22 protein-coding genes are annotated in these 21,545 nt (G+C 60.1%); 12 read left to right on the top strand and 10 right to left on the bottom strand.

Annotated elements, in window-relative coordinates; all coding sequences use genetic code 11:
• The first annotated feature begins 565 nt into the window (after positions 1-565).
• The 3 genes from ACQ4WZ_RS21210 to ACQ4WZ_RS21200 all read left to right on the top strand — a co-directional run bounded on the left by ACQ4WZ_RS21210 (position 566) and on the right by ACQ4WZ_RS21200 (position 4,022).
• The gene (locus ACQ4WZ_RS21210) at positions 566-1,858 is read left to right on the top strand and encodes a sensor histidine kinase (protein WP_101480231.1); all 1,293 of its coding nucleotides are present in this window, start codon (positions 566-568) and stop codon (positions 1,856-1,858) included.
• Between the two features lie 63 nt (positions 1,859-1,921).
• Positions 1,922-2,680 carry a LytR/AlgR family response regulator transcription factor gene (locus tag ACQ4WZ_RS21205; RefSeq protein ID WP_101480230.1) on the top strand — a complete coding sequence of 253 codons (759 nt, stop codon included), beginning with the start codon at positions 1,922-1,924 and terminating at the stop codon, positions 2,678-2,680.
• Positions 2,681-2,840: 160 nt separating this feature from the next.
• On the top strand, positions 2,841-4,022 hold the full coding sequence (locus tag ACQ4WZ_RS21200; RefSeq protein WP_133993659.1) for a PAS domain-containing sensor histidine kinase: 1,182 nt from the start codon (positions 2,841-2,843) through the stop codon (positions 4,020-4,022).
• 50 nt (positions 4,023-4,072) lie between these two features.
• Here the strand turns inward: ACQ4WZ_RS21200 and ACQ4WZ_RS21195 are convergent, their stop codons facing one another.
• The 3 genes from ACQ4WZ_RS21195 to ACQ4WZ_RS21185 all read right to left on the bottom strand — a co-directional run bounded on the left by ACQ4WZ_RS21195 (position 4,073) and on the right by ACQ4WZ_RS21185 (position 6,919).
• Positions 4,073-5,071 carry a porin gene (locus ACQ4WZ_RS21195; RefSeq protein WP_101480228.1) on the bottom strand — a complete coding sequence of 333 codons (999 nt, stop codon included), beginning with the start codon at positions 5,069-5,071 and terminating at the stop codon, positions 4,073-4,075.
• 194 nt (positions 5,072-5,265) lie between these two features.
• On the bottom strand, positions 5,266-5,916 hold the full coding sequence (locus ACQ4WZ_RS21190) for a class I SAM-dependent methyltransferase (RefSeq protein WP_133993661.1): 651 nt from the start codon (positions 5,914-5,916) through the stop codon (positions 5,266-5,268).
• 61 nt (positions 5,917-5,977) lie between these two features.
• Positions 5,978-6,919 (bottom strand): CysB family HTH-type transcriptional regulator, encoded by a 942-nt coding sequence (locus ACQ4WZ_RS21185; RefSeq protein ID WP_034751505.1) that lies wholly within the window; start codon positions 6,917-6,919, stop codon positions 5,978-5,980.
• 161 nt (positions 6,920-7,080) lie between these two features.
• Here ACQ4WZ_RS21185 and ACQ4WZ_RS21180 point away from each other — a divergent pair, with 161 nt between their 5' ends.
• The 8 genes from ACQ4WZ_RS21180 to ACQ4WZ_RS21145 all read left to right on the top strand — a co-directional run bounded on the left by ACQ4WZ_RS21180 (position 7,081) and on the right by ACQ4WZ_RS21145 (position 14,847).
• Positions 7,081-7,854, top strand: a complete 774-nt coding sequence (locus ACQ4WZ_RS21180) for a sulfite exporter TauE/SafE family protein (RefSeq protein WP_101480226.1) — start codon at positions 7,081-7,083, stop codon at positions 7,852-7,854.
• 81 nt (positions 7,855-7,935) lie between these two features.
• Positions 7,936-9,624, top strand: coding sequence for a nitrite/sulfite reductase (locus tag ACQ4WZ_RS21175; RefSeq protein ID WP_101480225.1), 1,689 nt, complete (start codon positions 7,936-7,938; stop codon positions 9,622-9,624).
• The gene (locus tag ACQ4WZ_RS21170; RefSeq protein WP_101480224.1) at positions 9,617-10,177 is read left to right on the top strand and encodes a DUF934 domain-containing protein; all 561 of its coding nucleotides are present in this window, start codon (positions 9,617-9,619) and stop codon (positions 10,175-10,177) included. Before ACQ4WZ_RS21175 ends, ACQ4WZ_RS21170 begins: the two co-directional genes overlap by 8 nt.
• A gap of 9 nt (positions 10,178-10,186) precedes the next feature.
• Positions 10,187-10,903, top strand: coding sequence for a phosphoadenylyl-sulfate reductase (locus tag ACQ4WZ_RS21165; RefSeq protein ID WP_436574459.1), 717 nt, complete (start codon positions 10,187-10,189; stop codon positions 10,901-10,903).
• 40 nt (positions 10,904-10,943) lie between these two features.
• Positions 10,944-11,855: a sulfate adenylyltransferase subunit CysD gene (gene cysD / locus ACQ4WZ_RS21160; protein ID WP_133993663.1), complete on the top strand. Its 912-nt coding sequence runs from the start codon at positions 10,944-10,946 to the stop codon at positions 11,853-11,855.
• Entirely contained in the window at positions 11,855-13,174 is a 1,320-nt protein-coding gene (locus ACQ4WZ_RS21155; protein ID WP_101480221.1) for a sulfate adenylyltransferase subunit 1, read from the top strand. The genes cysD and ACQ4WZ_RS21155 overlap by 1 nt, the downstream gene beginning before the upstream one ends.
• Positions 13,175-13,188: 14 nt before the next feature.
• Positions 13,189-13,953 (top strand): uroporphyrinogen-III C-methyltransferase, encoded by a 765-nt coding sequence (gene cobA, locus ACQ4WZ_RS21150; RefSeq protein ID WP_133993674.1) that lies wholly within the window; start codon positions 13,189-13,191, stop codon positions 13,951-13,953.
• A gap of 246 nt (positions 13,954-14,199) precedes the next feature.
• Complete coding sequence (locus tag ACQ4WZ_RS21145) at positions 14,200-14,847, top strand: hypothetical protein (protein WP_436574458.1); 648 nt, start codon at positions 14,200-14,202, stop codon at positions 14,845-14,847.
• Here ACQ4WZ_RS21145 and ACQ4WZ_RS21140 read toward each other — a convergent pair.
• The 4 genes from ACQ4WZ_RS21140 to lptF are packed head-to-tail and all read right to left on the bottom strand — an operon-like array spanning position 14,844 to position 18,551.
• Positions 14,844-15,836, bottom strand: a complete 993-nt coding sequence (locus ACQ4WZ_RS21140) for a Stealth CR1 domain-containing protein (protein WP_436574457.1) — start codon at positions 15,834-15,836, stop codon at positions 14,844-14,846. The two genes, ACQ4WZ_RS21145 and ACQ4WZ_RS21140, sit on opposite strands and share 4 nt — an antisense overlap.
• On the bottom strand, positions 15,833-16,240 hold the full coding sequence (locus tag ACQ4WZ_RS21135) for a sirohydrochlorin chelatase (RefSeq protein WP_436574456.1): 408 nt from the start codon (positions 16,238-16,240) through the stop codon (positions 15,833-15,835). Before ACQ4WZ_RS21135 ends, ACQ4WZ_RS21140 begins: the two co-directional genes overlap by 4 nt.
• Positions 16,240-17,409, bottom strand: a complete 1,170-nt coding sequence (gene lptG / locus ACQ4WZ_RS21130; protein WP_133993678.1) for an LPS export ABC transporter permease LptG — start codon at positions 17,407-17,409, stop codon at positions 16,240-16,242. Before lptG ends, ACQ4WZ_RS21135 begins: the two co-directional genes overlap by 1 nt.
• Complete coding sequence (gene lptF / locus ACQ4WZ_RS21125) at positions 17,406-18,551, bottom strand: LPS export ABC transporter permease LptF (RefSeq protein ID WP_436574455.1); 1,146 nt, start codon at positions 18,549-18,551, stop codon at positions 17,406-17,408. The genes lptG and lptF overlap by 4 nt, the downstream gene beginning before the upstream one ends.
• 67 nt (positions 18,552-18,618) lie before the next feature.
• Here lptF and ACQ4WZ_RS21120 point away from each other — a divergent pair, with 67 nt between their 5' ends.
• Complete coding sequence (locus tag ACQ4WZ_RS21120) at positions 18,619-20,112, top strand: leucyl aminopeptidase (RefSeq protein WP_133993681.1); 1,494 nt, start codon at positions 18,619-18,621, stop codon at positions 20,110-20,112.
• A gap of 189 nt (positions 20,113-20,301) precedes the next feature.
• Here the strand turns inward: ACQ4WZ_RS21120 and ACQ4WZ_RS21115 are convergent, their stop codons facing one another.
• Genes ACQ4WZ_RS21115 through ACQ4WZ_RS21105 form a run of 3 tightly spaced genes read right to left on the bottom strand, consistent with a single transcriptional unit; the run spans position 20,302 to position 21,545 of the window.
• On the bottom strand, positions 20,302-20,841 hold the full coding sequence (locus ACQ4WZ_RS21115) for a hypothetical protein (RefSeq protein ID WP_243858392.1): 540 nt from the start codon (positions 20,839-20,841) through the stop codon (positions 20,302-20,304).
• Between the two features lie 11 nt (positions 20,842-20,852).
• Positions 20,853-21,323, bottom strand: a complete 471-nt coding sequence (locus ACQ4WZ_RS21110; protein WP_101480214.1) for a CreA family protein — start codon at positions 21,321-21,323, stop codon at positions 20,853-20,855.
• A gap of 33 nt (positions 21,324-21,356) precedes the next feature.
• Positions 21,357-21,545, bottom strand: coding sequence for a DUF1653 domain-containing protein (locus ACQ4WZ_RS21105; protein ID WP_071078859.1), 189 nt, complete (start codon positions 21,543-21,545; stop codon positions 21,357-21,359).

Below are 21,545 nucleotides of genomic sequence, written 5' to 3'. Positions count from 1 at the left end.
CTTTGCCATTTTATTGGCACCGTCTTGCGACGGGTCGCTCACTCAAAAAACTGACAGGCTACTTCCGAAGAAGTATCCTATTTCATTATTTCTTGTGAACATTTGATATTTTAAGTTAGACGCCAATCCGAAGATTGGCGCTGCACTTACATCAAATGCCCACACTTATCGACTGTTAATTGTTAAAGAACGGTATTCGGTTACTGCTTTCGCGCTATCGACAAAGCGTTGTGTTTGTCAGCTGCGAAGAAGGAAGAGTATGAAGCATTTTGCTACGTCCGTCAACTCCTTCTTTTTTCTCACCTTACTCGGCATTTGCATGCGTCGTTCAGCGAGGGGGCGAATTATAGCCCCGCCCCGCACTCCTCGCAAGTGCTATTTTCCCGCCCTCGCCGCCCAGCAAGCCCGGTCTTCACTTCAAGTGCCCTTTTGTGCAGCCTGTCGCAATCGACTGGCGTAGTTCGTGGTCTTTAGGCACAGTGGCAACATCAGACTCTGACGCTACTCAACAAGGGGTTAAACTTGCCCGTTGCGTCGATTAACTCTTGTACTTGAAAGTGCTCCCATGCTTCCGATTTCCAGCCTGCCCCAATTGTTGAAAACCATCCTCGCTTGGTTGCAACGGGCATTCGACGCAACGACAACCTGGGTTACCCAACTGTCTTGGTGGAAATTTTTCCTGTTTGCGGCGCTGGCCCTGATCGCCGGCTCCATTTTGCAAGATGAGCTGTTCTCGTCCAGCCCGGACGAAGAAGTTGTCATCAAGTCGCACAAACGCAGCAGCAAGGGCTCGGGGGACACCAATATCCTGATCGACGATACGGGCATCCATTTCAATCCCCGTAACAGCAAGAACCGGCGCAGCAGCACCACCGACGCCGCCAGCGACCCGGTCGATGCCAGTGAGGCGGACGAGCAGGCAAAAGCGGTGCCGCCGACACCGCCCGAACCGCCGGCCGCCCCCGCCAAACCCAGCTACCCCGTGACGACCAACGCTTCAGGGGAAGAAGTCCATATTGAATTGCCACCACAGATCGGCGAAGAACTGTCGAATGCCATCGAAGAAGCGGTCGATGATGCGGCGGAGCAAAAAGTGTCGCGCTACCACCAGCAAGCTTCCACCTGGTTCAAGAGTTTTGTGTCCTTGCTGGTGTTGGCCCTGTTCGCCATGAAGGCCCTGGTTGGCGGCAAGAAACGCGCCGAAGCGGAAACTGTCACGGCCAATGAGGCGGCCGAACGCGCATCCATGCAGCGCCAGCTCAGCGAAGCGAAGATGCAGATGATGCAGGCGCAAGTCGAGCCGCACTTCCTGTTCAATACCCTCGCCTCCGTCGAGCACTTGATCCAGACAGACCCGCCGCGCGCGGCCAAGATGCAGCGCAGCCTGATCCAGTATCTGCGCGCCGTGCTGCCGCAAATGCGCGACAATGCCCTGATTACTAACCTGGGCCGTGAAGCGGACATGGTGCAAGCCTATCTGAACCTGCTGAAAATGCGCATGGAAGAACGCCTGACCGTCGATTTCCAGATTCCCGACGGCCTGCGCAGTGCCGCCTTCCCGCCCATGATGCTGCAATCGATGGTGGAAAATGCCATCAAGCATGGCCTGGAAGTCAAACCGGAAGGCGGCACCCTGCGCATCGTGGCGGAAGTGGCGCACAGCAAGCTGCGCGTTATCGTCACCGATGACGGCCTGGGCTTTGGCGTGGTACCCAGCGATGGCACGGGACTGGGCTTGCCCACCATCCGTGAACGCCTGAAACTGCTGCATGGCGACCAGGGTAGCCTGACCATCACGCCCAACCAGCCCAGCGGTGTATGCGCCGTGATCGAAGTACCGTATCTGCTGTCTAAATAAGACAGTTGATAAAAACGCTAAATCATTGAATAATCAATCTTCGCCCGTTCACACTTGAGACCTATGCCTACCGCTATTATTGCCGACGACGAAAGACTGATGCGTGACCAGCTACGCCTGCGCCTGGGCCAAGCCTGGCCTGAACTGGAAATCATCGGCGAAGCCAAGAATGGCGACGAAGCGATTGAACTGGTGGAACAACTCAAACCCGACTTTGCCTTCCTCGATATCCGCATGCCGGGCAAGACGGGCATGGAAGCGGCGCAAGTTATTGGCAGCAAGACGCATATCGTCTTCGTGACGGCCTACGACACCCACGCCGTCGAAGCGTTCGAACGGGGCGCCGTCGATTATGTGCTCAAGCCGCCCGAGCATGAGCGCTTGCTGGTAACGGTGGAACGTCTGAAAACGCACTTGAACAAGCCGGCCCTGGACGTCAACAGCAGCGTCACGGCGATGCTGTCGCAGCTGGCGGAAAAAATCACGGCCAAGCCCACCTACCTGCAATGGATACAGGCCAGCATCGGCCAGGACTTGCGCATGATACCCGTGGAAGAGATTTTATTTTTCCGTTCTGACGAGAAATACACCTGCGTGCAAACCGCCAAGTATGAGGCACTGATCCGCAAGCCCGTGCGCGATCTGGCCGAAGAGCTCGATCCTTCGCTGTTCTGGCAAATCCATCGCGCCACTCTGGTCAACGTGAATGCCATCGAAGGCGTGACACGCGACATCCGCGGCCGCCACCTGGTACTCATCAAAGGCAAATCCGACAAGCTCGAAGTGAGCCGCAGCTTCTTGCACCTGTTCAAGCAAATGTAAGTTTCCCGCCGCCCGGGGCCCAGGCCGGCGCGGCGCATGGTTCTCTTCTATCCCCTTACTGCGCCACATCAAGCCATGCCATCCCAACAAGCATAGGCTATATGAAGTCCTGCCCATCCCTGTCTTGCCTGCCTTCGCTCACGTTCGCAAGGAGAAGCCCATGCCCAGTCCAATCCTGCTGCGCATCCTGCCGCTGGGCATGGCGGCGGTGCTTTTGCTGTGCTTGTTTCCTCCACTAAAAGCCAGGCGGCAACGGCAGGCGCGTGGCCAGGCCATCATCGACAGCGCCAGCGACGCCATCATCAGCATCGACAGCGGACAAATCATCCTGCATGCGAACGCGGCGGCAGCCAGATTGTTCGACGATACGCCGCTCAGCATGCGGGGCAAGCGCCTGGGGCACTACATCCTGCGCGACTTGCGTACCCTGTGCAGCCTGAGCAAGCACGATGGCGATCCGCCGTTTAGCGACATCAATCAAGGGCTGCGCCTGACTGGCCGGCGCGCCACCGACTACACTTTGACGGGGCGGCGCAGCGATGGCGCCATGTTTCCGCTCGAAGGTTCGCTCTCTGCCATGCAGGAAGATGGTCGCAGCGTGTTTACCATCATCGTGCGCGACATCAGTGCGCGCCAGCAAATGCATGAACAGCTGGCCCGCTCCTTTTCGCAACTGCGTGAATTGTCGAGCGCACTGCAATCGATCCGAGAAGAAGAGCGCAAGCATATCGCACGCGAACTGCATGATGACCTGGGGCAATTGCTGGCCACCTTGCGGGGCGACCTGACTCTGGTGCGCCAGCACACGGACACGACTTTGTCCTTGCAAACGTTGCTGCGCAGCATGGACGGCTTGCTGGTGACGGCCATCACCTCACTGCGGCGTATCGCCAGCAACCTGCGGCCGCGCGCGCTCGATGAAGGAGGATTGTATTTTGCACTACAAAAACTGCGCCACGACTTTCTGTTGCGCCGCGCCATCCATTTTGACTTGCTGGCCGACGAGGCCGACCTGGTACTCGACGATGCGCGCAGCACAAGCATCTACCGCATCGTGCAAGAAGCGCTGACGAATATCGTGCGCCATGCCGAGGCAAGCCACATCACCATCGCCCTGCACCGCATCGATTCCTCGCTGGCGATTACCATCCAAGATGACGGCCGCGGCATTGCCGAACACGAGCTGGGAAAAGCCACGGCCCTGGGACTGCTGGGCATGCGCGAGCGTGTGTGGGGCTTGAACGGCAGCATCCATATCGGCGCCGATAACAAACTGGGCGGAACACGCATCGACATCTCCCTACCCATGCAGACGGAAGTGATGGAAACAGCCACGTCATAAGAAAAAAAAAGGCGCCCGCGGGCGCCTTTGTCGTGGCAAAAAATGTTTGCTTAGAACTTGTGGGTCATGCCCAGCTGATACATCGATTTTTCGCTGAACTGGTCGCGGCCACCGTACACGTACACGGCGGTACGCTTCGACAGCGGGTAGTCGTAGCCCAAGCCATAGGCCTTGGCCGTTTCCTTGCCGCTGACAGTGTTGCTGTCTTGCTTCTGTTTCACGTAGCTGACCTTGATGGCGCCGCCGCCGATGTCATAGGCCAGACCCAGCAGGTAGCTCTTGAATTCGCCGGTAACGGCGGCATCGGTATCTGCTTTCGAGTAATCAAAAGTGACTTTGGCAGGGCCAAATTTGTAACCGCCGCCAATAATCCACAGCTTCGGTTCAGCCGCTGCGTTGGCAACGGACTGGACTTTCTTTTGGTAACCGGCATGTGCACTGGCTGGACCTTGGTCATACGTGGCAACCACGCTGAAGCCCGAATCGGCATCCTTGATTTCGCTGGCGACGTATTGGCCGCTGACGACGAAGCCGCTGAACGATGGGCTGTTGTAGGTCACGGCATTGCTGACGCGCGACGCGCCCACGACCGATGCGCTTGGAATGGCTTGCGCGCCGTTTGGCGACTGGCCGCCGCGCATGACTGGCTCATTGATCTTGCCGATGACGCCGTAGGTGTTGAATGGATCGACGCGTGCCAGGGTGCCGTCGATCAGGTCCTTGGTACGGCCCAGGTAGACGGTACCGAAGTCACCGGTCAGGCCTACCCATGCCTGGCGATCGAACAGGGTGTTGGCGGTTGCTTGTGCACCGGTGTCAGCCTTGAATTCGCTTTCCAGGTTGAAAATGGCTTTCAAGCCGTTACCCAGATCTTCCGTGCCCTTGAAACCAATACGCGACGCCTGATTTTCACGTTCCAGCAACGCACCGCCCGTGGTCTTGGCAATGCCCAGATCGACCACGCCGTATACGGTAACGTTCGATTGTGCTTGCGCCGTAGCTGCTGCAAAGGTGCCGATGATCAATGCTGCCAGAGTAATTTTTTTCACTTGAGATTCTCTACATTAGGTTGGACAAGTTGAGCTGCTGCTGAGCTGCTTAGCTGCTGAACCGAATCATGCCCACGAAATACTTCAACAATATGACATCGACAAGATGTTGCTTTTTGGCACAACACTGTGTCACATAAAAACAACAGGCGAAAAAAAACCGCCCGAGGGCGGTGGATGTTGTCGTTCCTGCCTTACTTCAGGCGGCAGCTCAACAGCCAATAGTATTCCAGGCGCTTCATGCGGATTTCACGGGCCGAGTGGGCAAACTTCTTGCGCAGATGACTATCCGATGGGAAATTCTTCAGTACTTCATAGCGTTCGCCCCCATCCGTCGTGCGGAACTGGTGGGTATTGCCTTCCAGATCGGTGCGCGCGATGACAGTGCTACTGCCATCGACATAGGAATTGTCGATCAGCACCAGCAGGATGTCCTTGCCGAGCTTGCTGCGCAACTGCTTCAGGTATTTGTCCTGGTCTTCGCGCTTGACGTGCGACCACCAGAAGCCGGCGAACACGGCCGTGAACTTGCCCAGCAAGTCATCGGGCAAATTGAACGCATCGAGCTTGGCGAAGGTGACGTTGTCGGACAAGCCGCGTGCCTGGGCCAGCGCCAGCATTTCATCGTTGATATCGGTCGCCAGCACGGACTCGGCCGACTCGGCGACCACTTCCGTCCAGTAGCCGGTACCGCAGGCCAGTTCCAGCACGGTATGGCCTTCCAGTACGTCGGCAACCTTGTCGCGCAACACTTCCAGGTCTTCCTGGCGTTCGGGCTTGTCATAGACGCGCTCGTACTGCTGCGCGATGGTGGCGTAATATTTGGCAAGCTGATCGGTAATCATTGTTTCTTCTCTTCTTAAATAATCTTGGCCAGGCACATCGCCCGGCCGACTTCATGCATTGTTATAGTTCGTAGTGCTCTTTATCACCACTCATCGCCTGCTCGATGAGTTTGCGGTTCAAGGTCGGCGTCAGCAACTCAATAAAGGTATAGATATAGCTGCGCAAATACGCGCCTTGCTTGACGGCCACGCGCGACACATTCATACCGAACAGGTGGCCGACAGGGATGGCGCGCAAGCCTTTGTCGCGTTCGGCATCGAAGGCCATACCCGCTATGATACCAATCCCCATGCCCAACTCGACATAAGTCTTGATCACGTCGGCATCGATGGCTTCCAGCAAGATGTCGGGCTTCAGGCCGCGCAGCACGAAAGCGTGGTCGATCTTGTTGCGTCCGGCGAACGCGCTGTCATAGGTAATCAGGGGGAAAGCGGCGATCTCTTCCAGGGTCACGGACTTCGATTTGAGCAGCGGATGATCGACCGGCACCACCACCACGTGCTCCCATTGATAGCAGGGCAAGGTAATCAGGCCATCAATGGCGGCGATCGATTCCGTGGCAATGGCGAGATCGGCCTGGTCGCGCTGTACCATCTCGGCGATCTGGCGCGGATTGCCTTGCAGCAATGACAATCTCACCTTCGGGAACTTCAGCATGAACGCTTGCACGACCTTGGGCAAGGTGTAGCGCGCCTGTGTATGCGTGGTAGCAATGGTGAAACTGCCACTGTCCTGCGCCGCGAATTCCTTGCCGATGCGCTTCATGCTGTCGATTTCCTGCATGATCAGCTCGACCGATTCCAGCACCAGGCGGCCCGGCTCCGTCAAGCCGCGGATGCGCTTGCCGTGGCGTGTAAAAATATCCACGCCCAGCTCTTCCTCCAGCTCGATGATGGCTTTCGATACGCCCGGTTGCGACGTAAACAAGGCCTTGGCGGCGTCCGTCAGGTTATAGTTCTGCCGGACCGCTTCGCGCACGAAGCGCAGTTGATGGAGATTCATTGCTGGTTTGCCCTAGATTGCCGTGATTTGCCGAGTTTCCGCCCCACCCATGATATTAGCGTTCTTGCATATACGCATATCGCATATAAGCAAATGCGTACTAAGTAGTTTGGAATAAACACTAAGTTTATTACTATTGCGGGTACTTTGGGGGTGCAAGCATGACTTTGTCTTATATAGTCTCAGGATTTGCCGTAGGATTACTCGTAGGAATGACCGGCGTGGGCGGCGGCTCGCTGATGACGCCGCTGTTGACCCTGCTGTTTGGCGTACCGCCTTCCGTGGCGGTGGGCACCGACCTGGCGTTCGCCTCGATCACCAAGAGCGCCGGCACCCTGACGCACCGCCTGCGTGGCACCATCCGCTGGGATATCGTCAAGCGCCTGTGCATCGGCGCCCTGCCTGCCGCCGTCGTGTCGACCCTGGCGCTCAAATCATTCGGCACCCTGTCGCCGGAAATCGGCCAGATCATCCGTTACTCGATCGCCGCCTCCGTGCTGCTGACCGTCGTGGCGCTGATCTTCAAGGGCCGCATGTTGGCTTGGATTAATGCACACCCCGAGAAACAATTACAAGGCAACAAGCTTGCCGCCGCGACCATCATCGCCGGCGCCGTGCTGGGCGTGCTGGTGACGGTGTCGTCGATCGGCGCCGGCGCCATTGGCGCTACCCTGCTGGTGATGCTGTATCCACGCATGAGCTCGGCCGAAGTGGCGGGCACCGATATCGCCTACGCCGTGCCCCTGACGGCCATCGCCGCCCTGGGCCACTGGTGGCTCGGTTCCATCCACTGGGAATTGCTGGCCTCCTTGCTGGTCGGCTCCCTGCCCGGCATCACGCTCGGCTCCTGGGTCGCCCGCTCCGTGCCGGAAAAGTTTTTAAGAGTACTGCTGGCGATGACCTTGACCGGCGTGGCAGTAAAGCTAATCTATTAATGACCGACCATGTGACGCGAGCAGTATCAAGAACATCATCCCAGGCAGTCTTCCAGTACCCCGGTTTTTTTAGGAATTGATATGTACCATTACGATCAGTACGACCACCTCATCATCAAAGAGCGCATCGCCCAGTACCGAGACCAGGTTGCGCGCCGTATCGCCAATGAACTGACGGAAGAGGAATTCATTCCGCTGCGCCTGCAAAACGGCCTGTACATGCAACGCCACGCCTACATGCTGCGCATCGCCGTGCCGTACGGCTTGCTGTCGGCCAAGCAGATGCGCATGTTCGCGCACATCGCGCGCAAGTACGACCGCGGCTATGGCCACTTCACCACGCGCCAGAATATCCAGTTCAACTGGATTGAGCTGGAACAGACTCCCGATATCCTGACGGACCTCGCTTCCGTGGAAATGCACGCGATCCAGACTTCCGGCAACTGTATCCGTAATACAACATCAGACCCGTACGCCGGCGTTGCCGCCGATGAAATCATCGATCCGCGACCGTACGCGGAAGTATTGCGCCAGTGGAGCACTTTCCACCCCGAGTTCATCGCCCTGCCGCGTAAATTCAAGGTCGCCATCAATGGCGCCGAAGAGGACCGCGCTGCCATCGCCGTGCACGATATCGGCTTGACGGCCGTGCGCAACGAGGCTGGCGAAGTGGGCTTCAAGGTGATGGCCGGCGGCGGCATGGGCCGCACGCCGATTTTGGGCAGCGTCGTGCGCGAATTTTTACCGTGGCAGCATTTGCTGACGTATATCCAGGCCATCATGCGCGTGTATAACCTGCACGGCCGCCGCGACAACAAATACAAGGCGCGCATCAAGATTTTATTGAAAGCCATCGGCGTGGAAGAATTCACGCGCCAGGTGGAAGCCGAGTGGGTCGACCTGAAAGACGGTCCGGAAACATTGAGCGCGGAGGAAATGCAGCGCGTGGCGGACTTTTTCAATCCGCCCGCCTACCTCGCCCTGCCGGAACTCGACTACAAAGCGGAACACGCGGACAACAAAGCGTATGTGAACTGGCTGGCGCGCAACGTCAAGCCACACCAGCGCCCCGGCTACGTGGCCGTGGTGCTGTCGCTGAAGAAGACGGGCGTGCCGCCTGGCGACGCAACGGCCGAGCAGATCGACTTCGTGGCCGACCTGGCCGACCGCTACAGCTTTGGCGAACTGCGTGTGACGCATGAGCAAAACCTGGTGCTGGCCGACGTGGAGCAGTCGAAACTGTTCAAACTGTGGCAGGAAGCCAAGGCACACGGCCTGGCCACACCGAACATCGGCTTGCTGACCGACATGATCTGCTGCCCGGGCGGCGACTTCTGCTCGCTGGCGAACGCCAAGTCACTGCCGATCGCGGCCGCCATCGCGGAACGCTTCGACAGCATCGACTTCCAGCATGACATCGGCGAGATCGAACTGAATATTTCCGGCTGCATCAATGCCTGCGGCCACCATCACGTAGGCAGCATCGGCATCCTTGGCGTCGACAAGGATGGCAGCGAATGGTATCAAGTGTCGATCGGCGGCGCGCAGGGCAACAACGCCGCCATCGGCAAGATCATCGGACCATCGTTCTCTTCCCTACAGATGCCTGAAGTCATTGGCCGCCTGCTGCACGTCTACGTGCGCGACCGCCATGAAGGCGAGCGCTTTGTCGATACGGCCCAGCGCCTGGGCCTGGCGCCGTTCAAGGAACATGTCTATGCAACGCCGATCACGGTCGGCAACCTGGTGGGAGAAGACGAATATGTTTGAAGTGCGCGAAGAAATCATCAAGAACGCCGCCGTGGTGCCGAATTCCTGGGGCTTGCTGCGCCTCGATGAGGGCGACACGCCGGAAACGGTCGTCGTGCCTGCCGGCAAGGTCATCGTACCGCTGCCCGTGTGGCAAGCCCAGCGCGAGACCCTGCTGGCGCGCCTGCCCGACATCGGCGTCTGGCTGGCCAGCGACGAGCGCCCGGAAGAACTGGCCGCCGACGTGGCGCAACTGCCCGTCATCGGTGTGGACTTCCCGAAATTCACGGATGGCCGCGGCTATTCCATCGCCTTCAATCTGCGCGCCCGCCTGGGTTTCCAGGGTGAATTGCGCGCCATCGGCGACGTACTGCGCGACCAGCTGTTTTCCATGCACCGTGTCGGCTTTGACGCCTATGCGACGCGCCCGGACCGCAGCATCCATGACGCTCTGAAAGGTTTATCTGTCTTTTCGGAAACCTACCAGGCCTCATGGGATCAAAAATCGCCGCTGTTCCGCCGTCACCAGCGCGAAGGCCAGAATCCTGACCTCGACAACGCGGCCGGCATCTGAGGAATCGTCATGAGCAATTTGACTACTTTAATTGACGCCACCGAGCAAACGCTGACACGCATCGCCGCGGACTTTTCGCCGGCCGTGTTCGCGTCCAGCCTGGCAGCCGAAGACATGGTGCTGACCGACATGATTCTCAAGGCGAAGCTGCCCATCGGCATCTTTTCTCTGGAAACAGGCCGGCTGCACCAGGAAACCCTGGCCGTGCTCGACAAGGTCAAGGCCCGCTACGACCACGACATCACCTTGTACCGCCCGCAGCCGGAAGCGGTGGCTGCCTACGTGGAACAGAATGGCCTGAACGCGTTTTACAACGGCGTCGAGATGCGCCGCGAGTGTTGCCGCATCCGCAAGGTCGAGCCATTGGGGCGCGCCCTGGCCGGCAACAAGGCCTGGATCACTGGCCAGCGCCGCGCCCAGTCCACCACGCGCGCCGAACTGCACGTGCAGGAAGACGACGCGGCACACGCGATGACGAAATTCAATCCACTGGCCGACTGGTCCGAGCAGGATGTATGGGACTATATCCGCGCCAACGACGTGCCCTACAACGCTTTGCACGACCAGGGCTACCCGTCCATCGGCTGCGAACCGTGCACGCGGGCAGTCCAGCCGGGCGAAGATGTGCGCGCCGGACGCTGGTGGTGGGAAAACCCCGATTCCAAGGAATGCGGCCTGCACATGGTGGACGGCAAATTGATACGCATCAAATCCGTGGCAGCCTGACCAGACACAATAGAATCAGCAGAACAAGAAAGCACCCCATATGAGCAATATTTTGAACCAGCGTCACCTCGACAGCCTTGAATCGGAAGCCATCCACATCATGCGCGAAGTGGCGGCCGAATCGGCCAATCCCGCGCTGCTGTTTTCCGGCGGCAAGGATTCCGTCGTCCTGCTGCGTTTGGCCGAAAAAGCCTTCCGCCCTGGCAAGTTCCCCTTTCCCCTCGTGCATATCGACACGGGCCACAACTTCCCGGAAGTCATCACCTTCCGTGACAAGAAAGTGGCCGAGCTGGGCGAGCGCCTGATCGTCGGCTCCGTGGAAGACTCCATCCAGCGCGGCACCGTGCGCCTGCGCAACCCGGCCACGGACTCGCGCAATGCGGCGCAAGCCGTGACCTTGCTGGAAACCATCGCCGAACATAAATTTGACGCCTGCATCGGCGGCGCCCGCCGCGATGAAGAAAAGGCCCGCGCCAAGGAGCGCATCTTTTCCTTCCGCGACGAATTCGGCGCCTGGGACCCGAAAGCCCAGCGTCCCGAACTGTGGGACCTGTATAACACCCGGGTACATCCAGGCGAGAACATGCGCGTCTTCCCCATCTCGAACTGGACCGAACTGGACGTGTGGCAATACATCGCCCGTGAAAAATTGGAATTGCCGCCGATCTACTTCGCGCACGAGCGCCAGGTGATCCCGCGCAACGGCTTGCTGGTGCCGCTGACGGATTTGACGCCGCCGCGCGAAGGCGAAACGGTGGAAACGCAAGTCGTGCGCTTCCGCACGGTAGGTGATATCTCGTGCACCTGCCCCGTGTCGTCCGATGCGGCGACGGTCGACGCCATCATCGCCGAGACGGCAATCACGCAAATCACGGAACGTGGCGCCACCCGCATGGATGACCAGACTTCCGAAGCCTCGATGGAAAAACGCAAGAAAGCAGGGTATTTCTAATGAACGCAGCAATCCAGAACACCATTCCAACCGACAGCCTGGAGCGCGGTATGTTGCGTTTTATCACGGCCGGTTCCGTCGATGACGGCAAGAGTACCTTGATTGGCCGTTTGCTGTTCGACAGCAAGGGCATCTTCGCCGACCAGCTCGACGCCATGTCGCGCTCCAAGCACAAGCGTACGGTGGGCGACGCGGTCGACCTGTCGCTGCTGACGGACGGCCTGGAAGCGGAACGCGAACAAGGCATCACCATCGACGTGGCCTACCGTTACTTTGCCACACCGAAACGCAAATTCATCATCGCCGACACGCCTGGCCACGAGCAATACACGCGCAACATGGTCACGGGCGCCTCGACGGCCGACGCCGTCATCATTTTGATCGACGTGTCGAAAGTCAAACTCGGTGACGATGGCAGCGTGGAATTGTTGATCCAGACCAAGCGCCATTCGACGATTGCCCACTTGCTGCAGATCGAGCACGTGGTCGTCGCCGTCAACAAAATGGACCTGGTCGACTACGATGAGACGGTATATAACCGCATCGTCGCCGCCTACCGCGAATTCGCCCAGTCGCTGGGCTTGAAGGACATCACGCCGATTCCCCTGTCGGCCTTGACCGGCGACAATGTGGTCGAGCGCGGCGACAAGCTGGGCTGGTACACGGGCCCGACCCTGATCGAACTGCTTGAGTCCTTGTCCGTCTACGACGAATCGCACGACACGCCATTCCGCTTTCCGGTGCAGCTGGTGGCCCGCCACAACGGCCACGAAGCGAACGACTTCCGCGGCTACATGGGCCGCATCGAAGCGGGCAAGGTCAGCATCGGCGACACCTTGGTGGTGCAGCCGTCAGGCCAGACGGCAACAGTAAAAGATATCGTCACCCTGGACGGTTCGCTGCAAACGGCCGTGGTGGGCCAGTCCGTGACCTTGCTGCTCAATGAATACCTGGATATCTCGCGCGGCGACTTGCTGGCCAGCAGCGAGCGCCCCGCCACCCTGCTGAAACAGGTGGTGGCCGACGTGTGCTGGCTGTCGGAGGACGCGCTGGACCTGCGCCGCAAGTACTGGATCAAGCACGGCACCAAGCAGACGGCGGCGAAAGTGACGGCGATTGAATCGATTCTCGATATCAATACGCAGCAGCGCCATCCAGCCGAAGGCTTGAAGCTGAACGATATTGCGCGCATCAGCCTGAACGTGCAGCAGGCGCTGGCAGCCGACGCGTATGCCGATATCCGCGCCACCGGGGCGTTTATCCTGATCGATGAAGTGACCCACCAGACCGTCGCGGCGGGCATGATCCGTCTCGGCTGAGGAAGGCAAACACCATGAACAACTCCACATCTCTCCCTGGCAAGGTCTACCTGATCGGCGCCGGCCCCGGCGCGCAAGACCTGATGACCTTGCGCGGTGCGCGCCTGCTGGCGCAGGCGGACGTCGTGCTGCACGACGCGCTGGTCACCGCAGAGATGCTGGAGCTGTGTCCCCAGGCGCAAAAGATTCTTGTCGGCAAGCGCTGCGGCCAGTTGTCGACGGCGCAAGCTTTCATCAACAAGCAATTGGTCGACAATGCGCGCAAGCACGCCATCGTGGTGCGACTGAAAGGGGGCGACCCCATGCTGTTCGGCCGTGCCGACGAGGAATTGCGCGCGCTGGAAGAAGCGGGCATCGCCGTCGAAGTAGTACCCGGCATTACCACGGCACTGGCGGCAGCGGCCGCCACCCAGCAACCGCTGACCAAGCGCGGCGTCTCGCGCAGCGTGGCCTTTTTCACGTCCAGTACGGCGCCGGGCGAACCGGACCAGACGCGCATCCCAGACTGCGATACCCTGGTGCAATACATGGGTGGCCGCGAAGCCATCGCCACGGCGCAGCGCCTGATGGCCCAGGGCCGCCGTGCCGACACGCCGGTGGTAGTGATTGAAAACTGCAGCCGTCCGGACCAGCGCATCGTACGCATGCCGCTGGGCGCGCTGGCGCATGGCCTGGGCGACACCCACGGCCCCGTGCTGGTGATGCTGGGCGACGCCATGGCCGCCCGCGCGCACCAGGCGATCGAAGAGACGGCTGCCATTCTGGCGCGTCATGCTTGAATAAACACACCGTATTTTACCGACTTTAAAGTCAGTAACCGACGTCTTCAGAGGAAACATGATACGATGCTCACGCATCTTTTCTCGAGAAGTTGTTGCGTGATAGCAATAAAATCACGCTTCGCCCCACCATAGCGCTTGCCATGCCGTCTCCCGGCTGACGGGAAGCACTGGCAATCTCCCCGAAAAAAGCTGCGCCCGCAGGCTGCAATATCGCGCCGCGCAACTTTAGCCTTACGATCACACATGAATTTCAATTCCATGCGCGAAGCCCTGACTTCGCTCAGCCGCAGCAATGTCGGCGTCGCCAGCGCTGTGCTGTCAAGCATGCTCGCCTCCATCGCCCTGTGGACGGTGTTTCCGAATATCGACGACGAAAACCATTTGCTGGAATGGCTGCAGGCGCTGTTCCTGGCCCTGGCTTGCACCGTGCACGGCGTGCGCGCGTGGCAGGAAACCGACCGCCAGTCCCTGCGTTTCCTCATGCACGCCGGCTTGTCGGCTCTGCTGTTCGGCTTCCTGCTGCGCGAACTCGATATCGACCAGTTCGGCACGGCGCCCGCCTGGGCCCAGGCTGAAAAAGCCCTGCGCGTGGTGGAGTTGCTGATCCTGATACGCCTGCTGATCTTTTTCGCGCCGCGTGCGCGCAAGGTCTTCGCCCTTGCGCCACAGATTTTCAGCATGCGCATCACCATCCTGACGGCTATCGGCGGCTTGCTGATGATCGCTGGCTGGCCTTTCGACAAGAAAGTATTTCACGGCATGCCGGACGCTTACGCGCTGCTGGGAGAAGAAGTGCTGGAACTGGGCGCCTATTTGCTGCTGTTCCTCGCGTCGCTGTCCGACAGCATGGCCGCCGCCCGCATCAGCCTGGCGCCGAAGGGCAAACGCTAACCCGATTCAAATGAAGATGGCAGCGGCAGCAGCCGCTGCAAGGTAGCGGCCACGCGCAGCAGGCGCGGGTCGTCATCCTCGGCCTCGTCGCAGGTATCGTTGATACAGAAAAACGGCAAGCTGCCGAACTGTGTCAGCAGCTGCGCCAGCTGCTGCGGCGCTTCCACATCGCCGCTGGCGATATGCAGCGGGTCGAGCATGTGCGACCGCGCCAGTCCCTGATGCACCATCCAGCGCGGCACCAGGTCGGGCAGCAATGCCGGCACCTGCCAGGAGCGAAACACTGTCGCGCGCACGCCGGCAAACATGGCCGGCGCCAGCCCTTCCAAGGCATGCAGCGCACTTTTCAGCATGGGGCGCGGCGCGTGCGCATACAGACGTGGTTCATGCAAGTAATCGGCATACTGCGCCGACAGCCATTGCCGCGACAAGGTGGCGCAATTGACGGGCGCCGCCACGTCGGCACGCAAGCCCTGCACCTCATCGTGCAGCGCGCTCTCCGTAAACACGCTCAAACGCCGGTCGCCTTCCCCGCCAAACCAGAATGCGGGCTCGAACGGCGCGCCAAAAAATACGTCGTCATTCAAATACAGGAAACGCTCGGACAGGCCAGGAATATGGTGCAGATACGATTCGATATGGCCGGAATCGAACACGGGCAGCGATGCCCCGGGCATCAGGCTGGCATGATCTATCACCGTCAGGCGCGGTGAGGCGCGCAGCCAGGCGGGCACCTGGCGGTCCGTCAGCAGATAGACATGGCCGTGGCCGGGGAAGAAACGCTCGAGCGCGCGCAGGTTGTAGCGCAGTTCGCCGTTGTCACGGTAACGCCCCGCCACGTTGCCGTGCAGGGCCAGCTGCCCTGGATGCGCCTGCGCCCAAGCGGCATACGCCTGCTGCCGGCGCGTGCGCCAGGCGGGATCGGCACCGTCGACCCACAGGTAGACGATGTCTATGGGCGCCGCTGGCATCGCGCTGGCCGCGCTCAAGGAAGCGGGCTGGAACCTGGCGCCGCCACGCAGTAATCGGCGATGGCAGCGAGCACGCTGGCGTTCTCGCCAACCGCCTCGACTACCTTCAGGCGCAATTGCGGATGCTGCTGGCGCAGCTCTTCCAGCAAGAGCGGCAAGTCGCGCAGGACATGCCCGCCCTGCCCCAGGAACACCGGCACCACCGTGACGTCCAGGATGGCGCCGGCGGGCAGCTCGGCCAGCAGGCTCGCTACCAGCTCGGGCAGGCGCGGCGTCATCAGCTCCAGGAAGGCCAGGTGCACGCTGGTGCCGGGCATGCGCGCCTGGGTAAGATCACGCAGGCGCTCGAAGGGCGCGGCCCACGATGCGGCGCGCGCGCCATGGGCAAACAAGATTAGTGTCTGTTGCACGTTCGTCTCCATCAGTGCCGCTCCACCCACCACAGGGCGCCCAGCGCCAGCAGCAGATACAGGGTGCTCGGCGCCACCGCCGTCAGGAAGGCTGGCCAGGTGCTGAGCAGCCCAAGATGCGAAAAGAGCGTATTAACCAGCATGAAGCTCACGCCGATCATGATGCCGATGAATATCTTCAGGCTGATGCCGCCGCTGCGGGTGTGCATGTAGGCGAACGGCAGCGCCAGCGCCATCAGCACGAAGATGGCCAGCGGATCGATCAGCTTTTTCCAGAAGGCGATGCGGAAACGCTCGGTTTCCTGCTTGTTCTCGGCCAGGTGGCGCGTGTACACGGCCAGTTCGCTGGCCGACATGCGTTCGGGATCGGAAGCCGATACCGTCAATATCTTCGGCGTCACTTCCGACACCATGTCCTTGCTGGCGCTTTGCACCGTGCGCACCAGGCTCGTTTCCTGCCCAAAGTAGTTCGCCAGCTTCGGCTCGAAGCCGGGCGAAGTTGCCGCGCTGTTCGAGAACGACGTTTCCGTCACTTCGGTCAGGCGCCAGGTGTTATTACCCTGATACGTCGCGCCCTTGGCCACGGTCAGGGTGCGCAAACGCATATCGGTGTCAAATTCATACAGTTTGACGTTTTTCAGCTGGCCGTCCGGACGCGCTTCGCCCACATTGAAAAAGCGCGAACCGGTGACGGTGCCGGTCAGGCCGTCGCTCTTGACCATGTCCTTCGTCCACAGGCCGGAGCGAAATTCGCTCGACACGGCCGCGCCGCGCGAAGTCAGCTTGAGGCGTTCGGCCAGCGGCTCGGTGCGCGGCGTAATCACCTCACCGAAGATGAAGGTAATGACCACGAAGACGATACCGATGCGGAACAGGAAACCGGCCGCCATCGCCGTCGACATGCTCGAGGCGCGCATGATGGTAAATTCGGAACTGGCCGCAAACTGCGCCATCGTGTAGATCGTGCCGATCAGTGCCGCAATCGGCATCACCTCGTACACGTGCCCCGGCACCAGCACCAGCACATACAGGAAGGCATACTGGATGGTGTAGCCGTTGCGGCCTACCTTGGGCAGCTCGCCCGTCAGGTCGATGAAAGCCTGCAGTGCCAGGAAGGCCAGCAGCACGAACAGCACCGCCTGGAATATCGAGACTGCAAAATAGCGCTGTAAAATCTTCATTTCGATGCCGCTTTACTTATATTGCCGGCGCGGCGCGCGCGCTTGAAGGACGCCAGCAGAACCAGCGGATGGTAGCGGTGATTCACATTCAGGCGCCACGCAAACAGCGCCACGACTGCCAGTGCCGCCAGCAGATGCAGCGGCCACCAGGCCAGGCCGAATGTCAGGCGGCCCTGCTTCACGCTCGCTTCGGCGACCTTGATAAGGTTGCTGTACGTAAAGAAAATCAGCAGGGCTACGATCAGGTTGGCCGAACTGCCGGCACGCGGATTGACGAAGCCCAGCGGAATGGCCAGCAGGATCAGCATCAGTCCGATCAGGGGCGCACTGACGCGCCACAGCAATTCGGCCATGGTGTAGGGATTCGGATCGGCGATGAGCGCCATGGTGCTCATGGCGCGCACGCCAAGTTCCGCGCCCAGTTCCTGCTGCTTGCTCTCGATGCGCATGATGTACTGCTCGAATTCCATGGTCTGGAAGTCCGCCTGCGTCGGCACGCCCTGATAGCGCCGGCCGCTCTTGAGCACCAGGAAGCGTTCGCCCTTGGCGTCGGTATTGATTACGCCTTCCCTGGCGACGACAACGACGGCGCTTCCCTTCTCATCGACGGTATTGACGAAGACGTTCTGCACCACGTTCTTCTCGCCGCTGACACCCTCGACGAAGAAGATGCGGTTGCTACCGGCCGATTCGCGGAACTGGCCCGGCGTGACTTTCTGCAGGTCTTCGCGCTTTTCAAAGCGCGCCACGTATTCATCGCTTTTCTTTTGCGCCCACGGCGTGGCGTACAGGCTAAGGATGCCGGTGGCCAGCACCAGCGGCAGGCCGAAGCTCAGGACCGGCCAGATCCAGCGCGACAGGCTCATGCCGGAAGCGAACCACACCACCATCTCCGACTCCTTGTAGCTGCGCGTGACGACCATCAGCACCGAAATGAAACCGGTAAGGATAATGATGGTGGGCAGCTGCATCAGGGCGGAAAAGACCATCAGCGACATGACGTCGGCCGACGCGATCTTGCCGCCCGCCGCCTTGCCGAGAATACCGATCAGCATCCAGGTGAGCAGGATGCTGAACAAAACAGTGAAGGTGGCCCCGGCGGCACTAGCCAATTCACGTCGAAGGGCGCGTTGAAAGATCATTCGGAGTTTATAATTCGGGTCAGTTAGTTGAGTAACACGTTACTAGTAAATGAAAACGGAGAACCAAATGGACTTTAGCATAAAAGCATTCGATACCAAGAGCACCCTCGGCACGGCCAAAAGCGGATGCATCGCGGTTGCGGTATTCGAAAACAAAAAACTGTCGCCAGCGGCAAAATCGCTGGACAGCAAGGGTGCGATTTCGGCTGCGCTGAAGTCCGGCGACATCAGCGGCAAGCCAGGCAGCACCTTGCTGCTGCGCGCAGTCGATGGCGTCGCCGCCGAACGTGTTCTGCTGGTAGGCATGGGCAGCGATGAAACTGTCAGCGAAAAAAGCTTCGCTACCGGTGTACAAGCGGCCCTCAAGGCTTTCGGCTCGCTGGGCGCTGCGGACGCCATTATCGCATTACCGCTGACGGAAGTGAAAGAGCGCGACGTAAATTGGGCAATCCGTTGCGTGGTGCAAGCCGCCCACGACAGCGAATACCGTTGCGACTCGCAAAAAAGTAAAAAAGATCCGGCGCCAGCAGGCGTGCGCAAGATCGTCCTGGCGGCACCCGCAACGGCGGCCACCCGCGGCGCGCTGGCGCAAGCCATCGCCATCGCCAACGGCTCCGACCTGACGCGCAAGCTGGGCGACCTGCCGGCGAACATCGCCAATCCGACCTACCTGGCCAACACGGCCAAACAGCTGGCCAAGGAATACAAGTTCGAAGTCGAAGTCCTGGACCGCAAACAGCTCGAAGCGCTGAAAATGGGCAGCTTCCTGTCCGTCACCAACGGCAGCGAACAGCCGCCGAAATTCATCGTCCTGAAGCACATGGGCGGCAAGGCCAAGGATGCGCCAGTGGTCCTGGTCGGCAAAGGCATCACCTTCGACACGGGCGGCATTTCGATCAAGGCTGGTCCTGGCATGGATGAAATGAAGTACGACATGTGCGGTGCAGCCTCGGTACTGGGCACCTTCCGCGCCATCGGCGAAATGAATCTGAAGCTGAACGTCATCGGCGTCATCGCCGCGTGCGAAAACATGCCGTCGGGCCGCGCCACCAAGCCGGGCGACATCGTCACCTCGATGAACGGTCTGACCATCGAAGTACTGAACACCGACGCCGAAGGCCGTCTGGTGCTGTGCGACGCGCTGACCTACGCCGAACGCTTCAAGCCGGCAGCCGTGGTCGATATCGCCACCCTGACGGGCGCTTGCGTCGTCGCCCTGGGCCACCATAACAGCGGCCTGTTTACGCGCAGCGATGCGGCGCATGACCAGCTGGCCAATGAACTGCTGGCAGCGGGCAAACAGTCCAGCGATACGGCATGGCGCATGCCGATCGAAGAGGCGTACAACGAGCAGCTGAAATCGAACTTCGCCGACCTTGCCAACATCGGCACGCCAGGCGGTGGTTCGGTGACGGCAGCGGCGTTCCTGGAAAACTTCACCAAGAAGTACACCTGGGCGCATCTGGACATCGCCGGCACGGCATGGAAATCGGGCGGCTCGAAGGGCGCGACCGGTCGTCCAGTGCCATTATTGACGACGTTCCTGATCAACCGCGTATAAGAGAACGCCAGACCAAACCTGCTGCGCAGGGCTATTGGCGGCCGGCGACGCTCGCTGTACATAAAGTACAGCTGCGCTTCTCGGCCACCACCAACTCCCGCTCGCTAAGGTTTTGTCAGGCGTCGTTACGTAAAAAGATAGCCGCCACGGTCACTGACCTGGCGGCTTTTTTCATGCTTGGCGTATTAGTTAGTAGACGACGGAATTGGGCAAAGGTGATGGCGCCACCTTCGGCTGCACCACGGCTTCCGGCACGGCGGCCGCTGGCGAAGGAGCGGACGGGTTCACGCCAAGGGGCGCGGGTGGCGGCGCCAGGCGCGCGGGGTCCTGCATGACAATAGTCAAAATGGATGGGTAGTCAAAGCCCGCACCCGTGTTGCGGTCGACGAAATAGCCGACGCCCAGGGTCAGGATGACATTGCCCCATACGCTGCCATTGAGCTTGGGATCGATATGGTCGTCCGTGGCGATGGCGGGCGAGCCGTGCTTGCGGCAGTCGACTTTCAAAGGCTCCTGGCTCTTGCGAATGGTAATGCGCCCGGGCGTGGTGACGAACCACTTGCCCACGTCGTTGCTGAGGATGCAACCGGCACCATTCAGCTCACGGTTGTCCTGGATAGTTTGCACCAGCACCATCTGCTCTGTGTTGCCGGTCAACGTGGCGCAGCCGGCCAGGCCAAGCAGTAGCAGCGTCCCGGCGGCAAGGACGGCAGACGATGGGACACGCATGGCTGGCTCGCTTAACGGACGGGAATCGGCTGGTCGCCGGGTACGGCGACGGCGGTGACGCTATTTTTCGGACTGCCCTCGATCAGGCGGTCGGAATACACGAGATAGACCAGCGCATTGCGCTTGCTGTCGACCATGCGCACCACGCGCACATGCTTGAAGAAGATCGAGGCACGCTCGGTAAACACTTCTTCCTGGCGCGGCAGCTTGCCCTTGAATTGCAGCGGCCCCACCTGGCGGCAAGCCACGGCCGCATCGGCCTTGTCTTCGGCCAGGCCGACGGCGCCCTTGATGCCGCCCGTCTTGGCGCGCGACAGATAGCAGCTGACCCCAGCGACGCGCGGATCGTCATACGCTTCGACGACAATCTTGTGGTCAGGACCGATCAGTTTGAACACCGTGTCGACCGAACCGATGGTTTCGGCCTGCGCCGCGGTGCAGGCAACGCCCAGCACCAAAGCGGCTGACAGCAATTTATACATGTAGATAATCCCGGGCACGCACGCAGGCGGCCATCAGTTGATGGGAGCGAACCGCTGGACCATGACGCCGTCGACTTCAATCAGCTGAAAGAACACGTCCTTCGGCCGGGTCCAGATGGAACCGTCCGCAGCGCGATACACGATCATCGGCGTCAGATCCGCTTCCAGCGTGGCTTCGCACACCAGTTCATAAATGCCGCCCTTGTAGTGCCGATAACGCAT

Origin of the sequence: Janthinobacterium darwini (assembly GCF_051380905.1) — a bacterium.
Taxonomy (GTDB): domain Bacteria; phylum Pseudomonadota; class Gammaproteobacteria; order Burkholderiales; family Burkholderiaceae_D; genus Janthinobacterium.
Note: the sequence above shows the minus strand (reverse complement) of the source record. Positions and strands in the feature narration are given on the sequence as shown.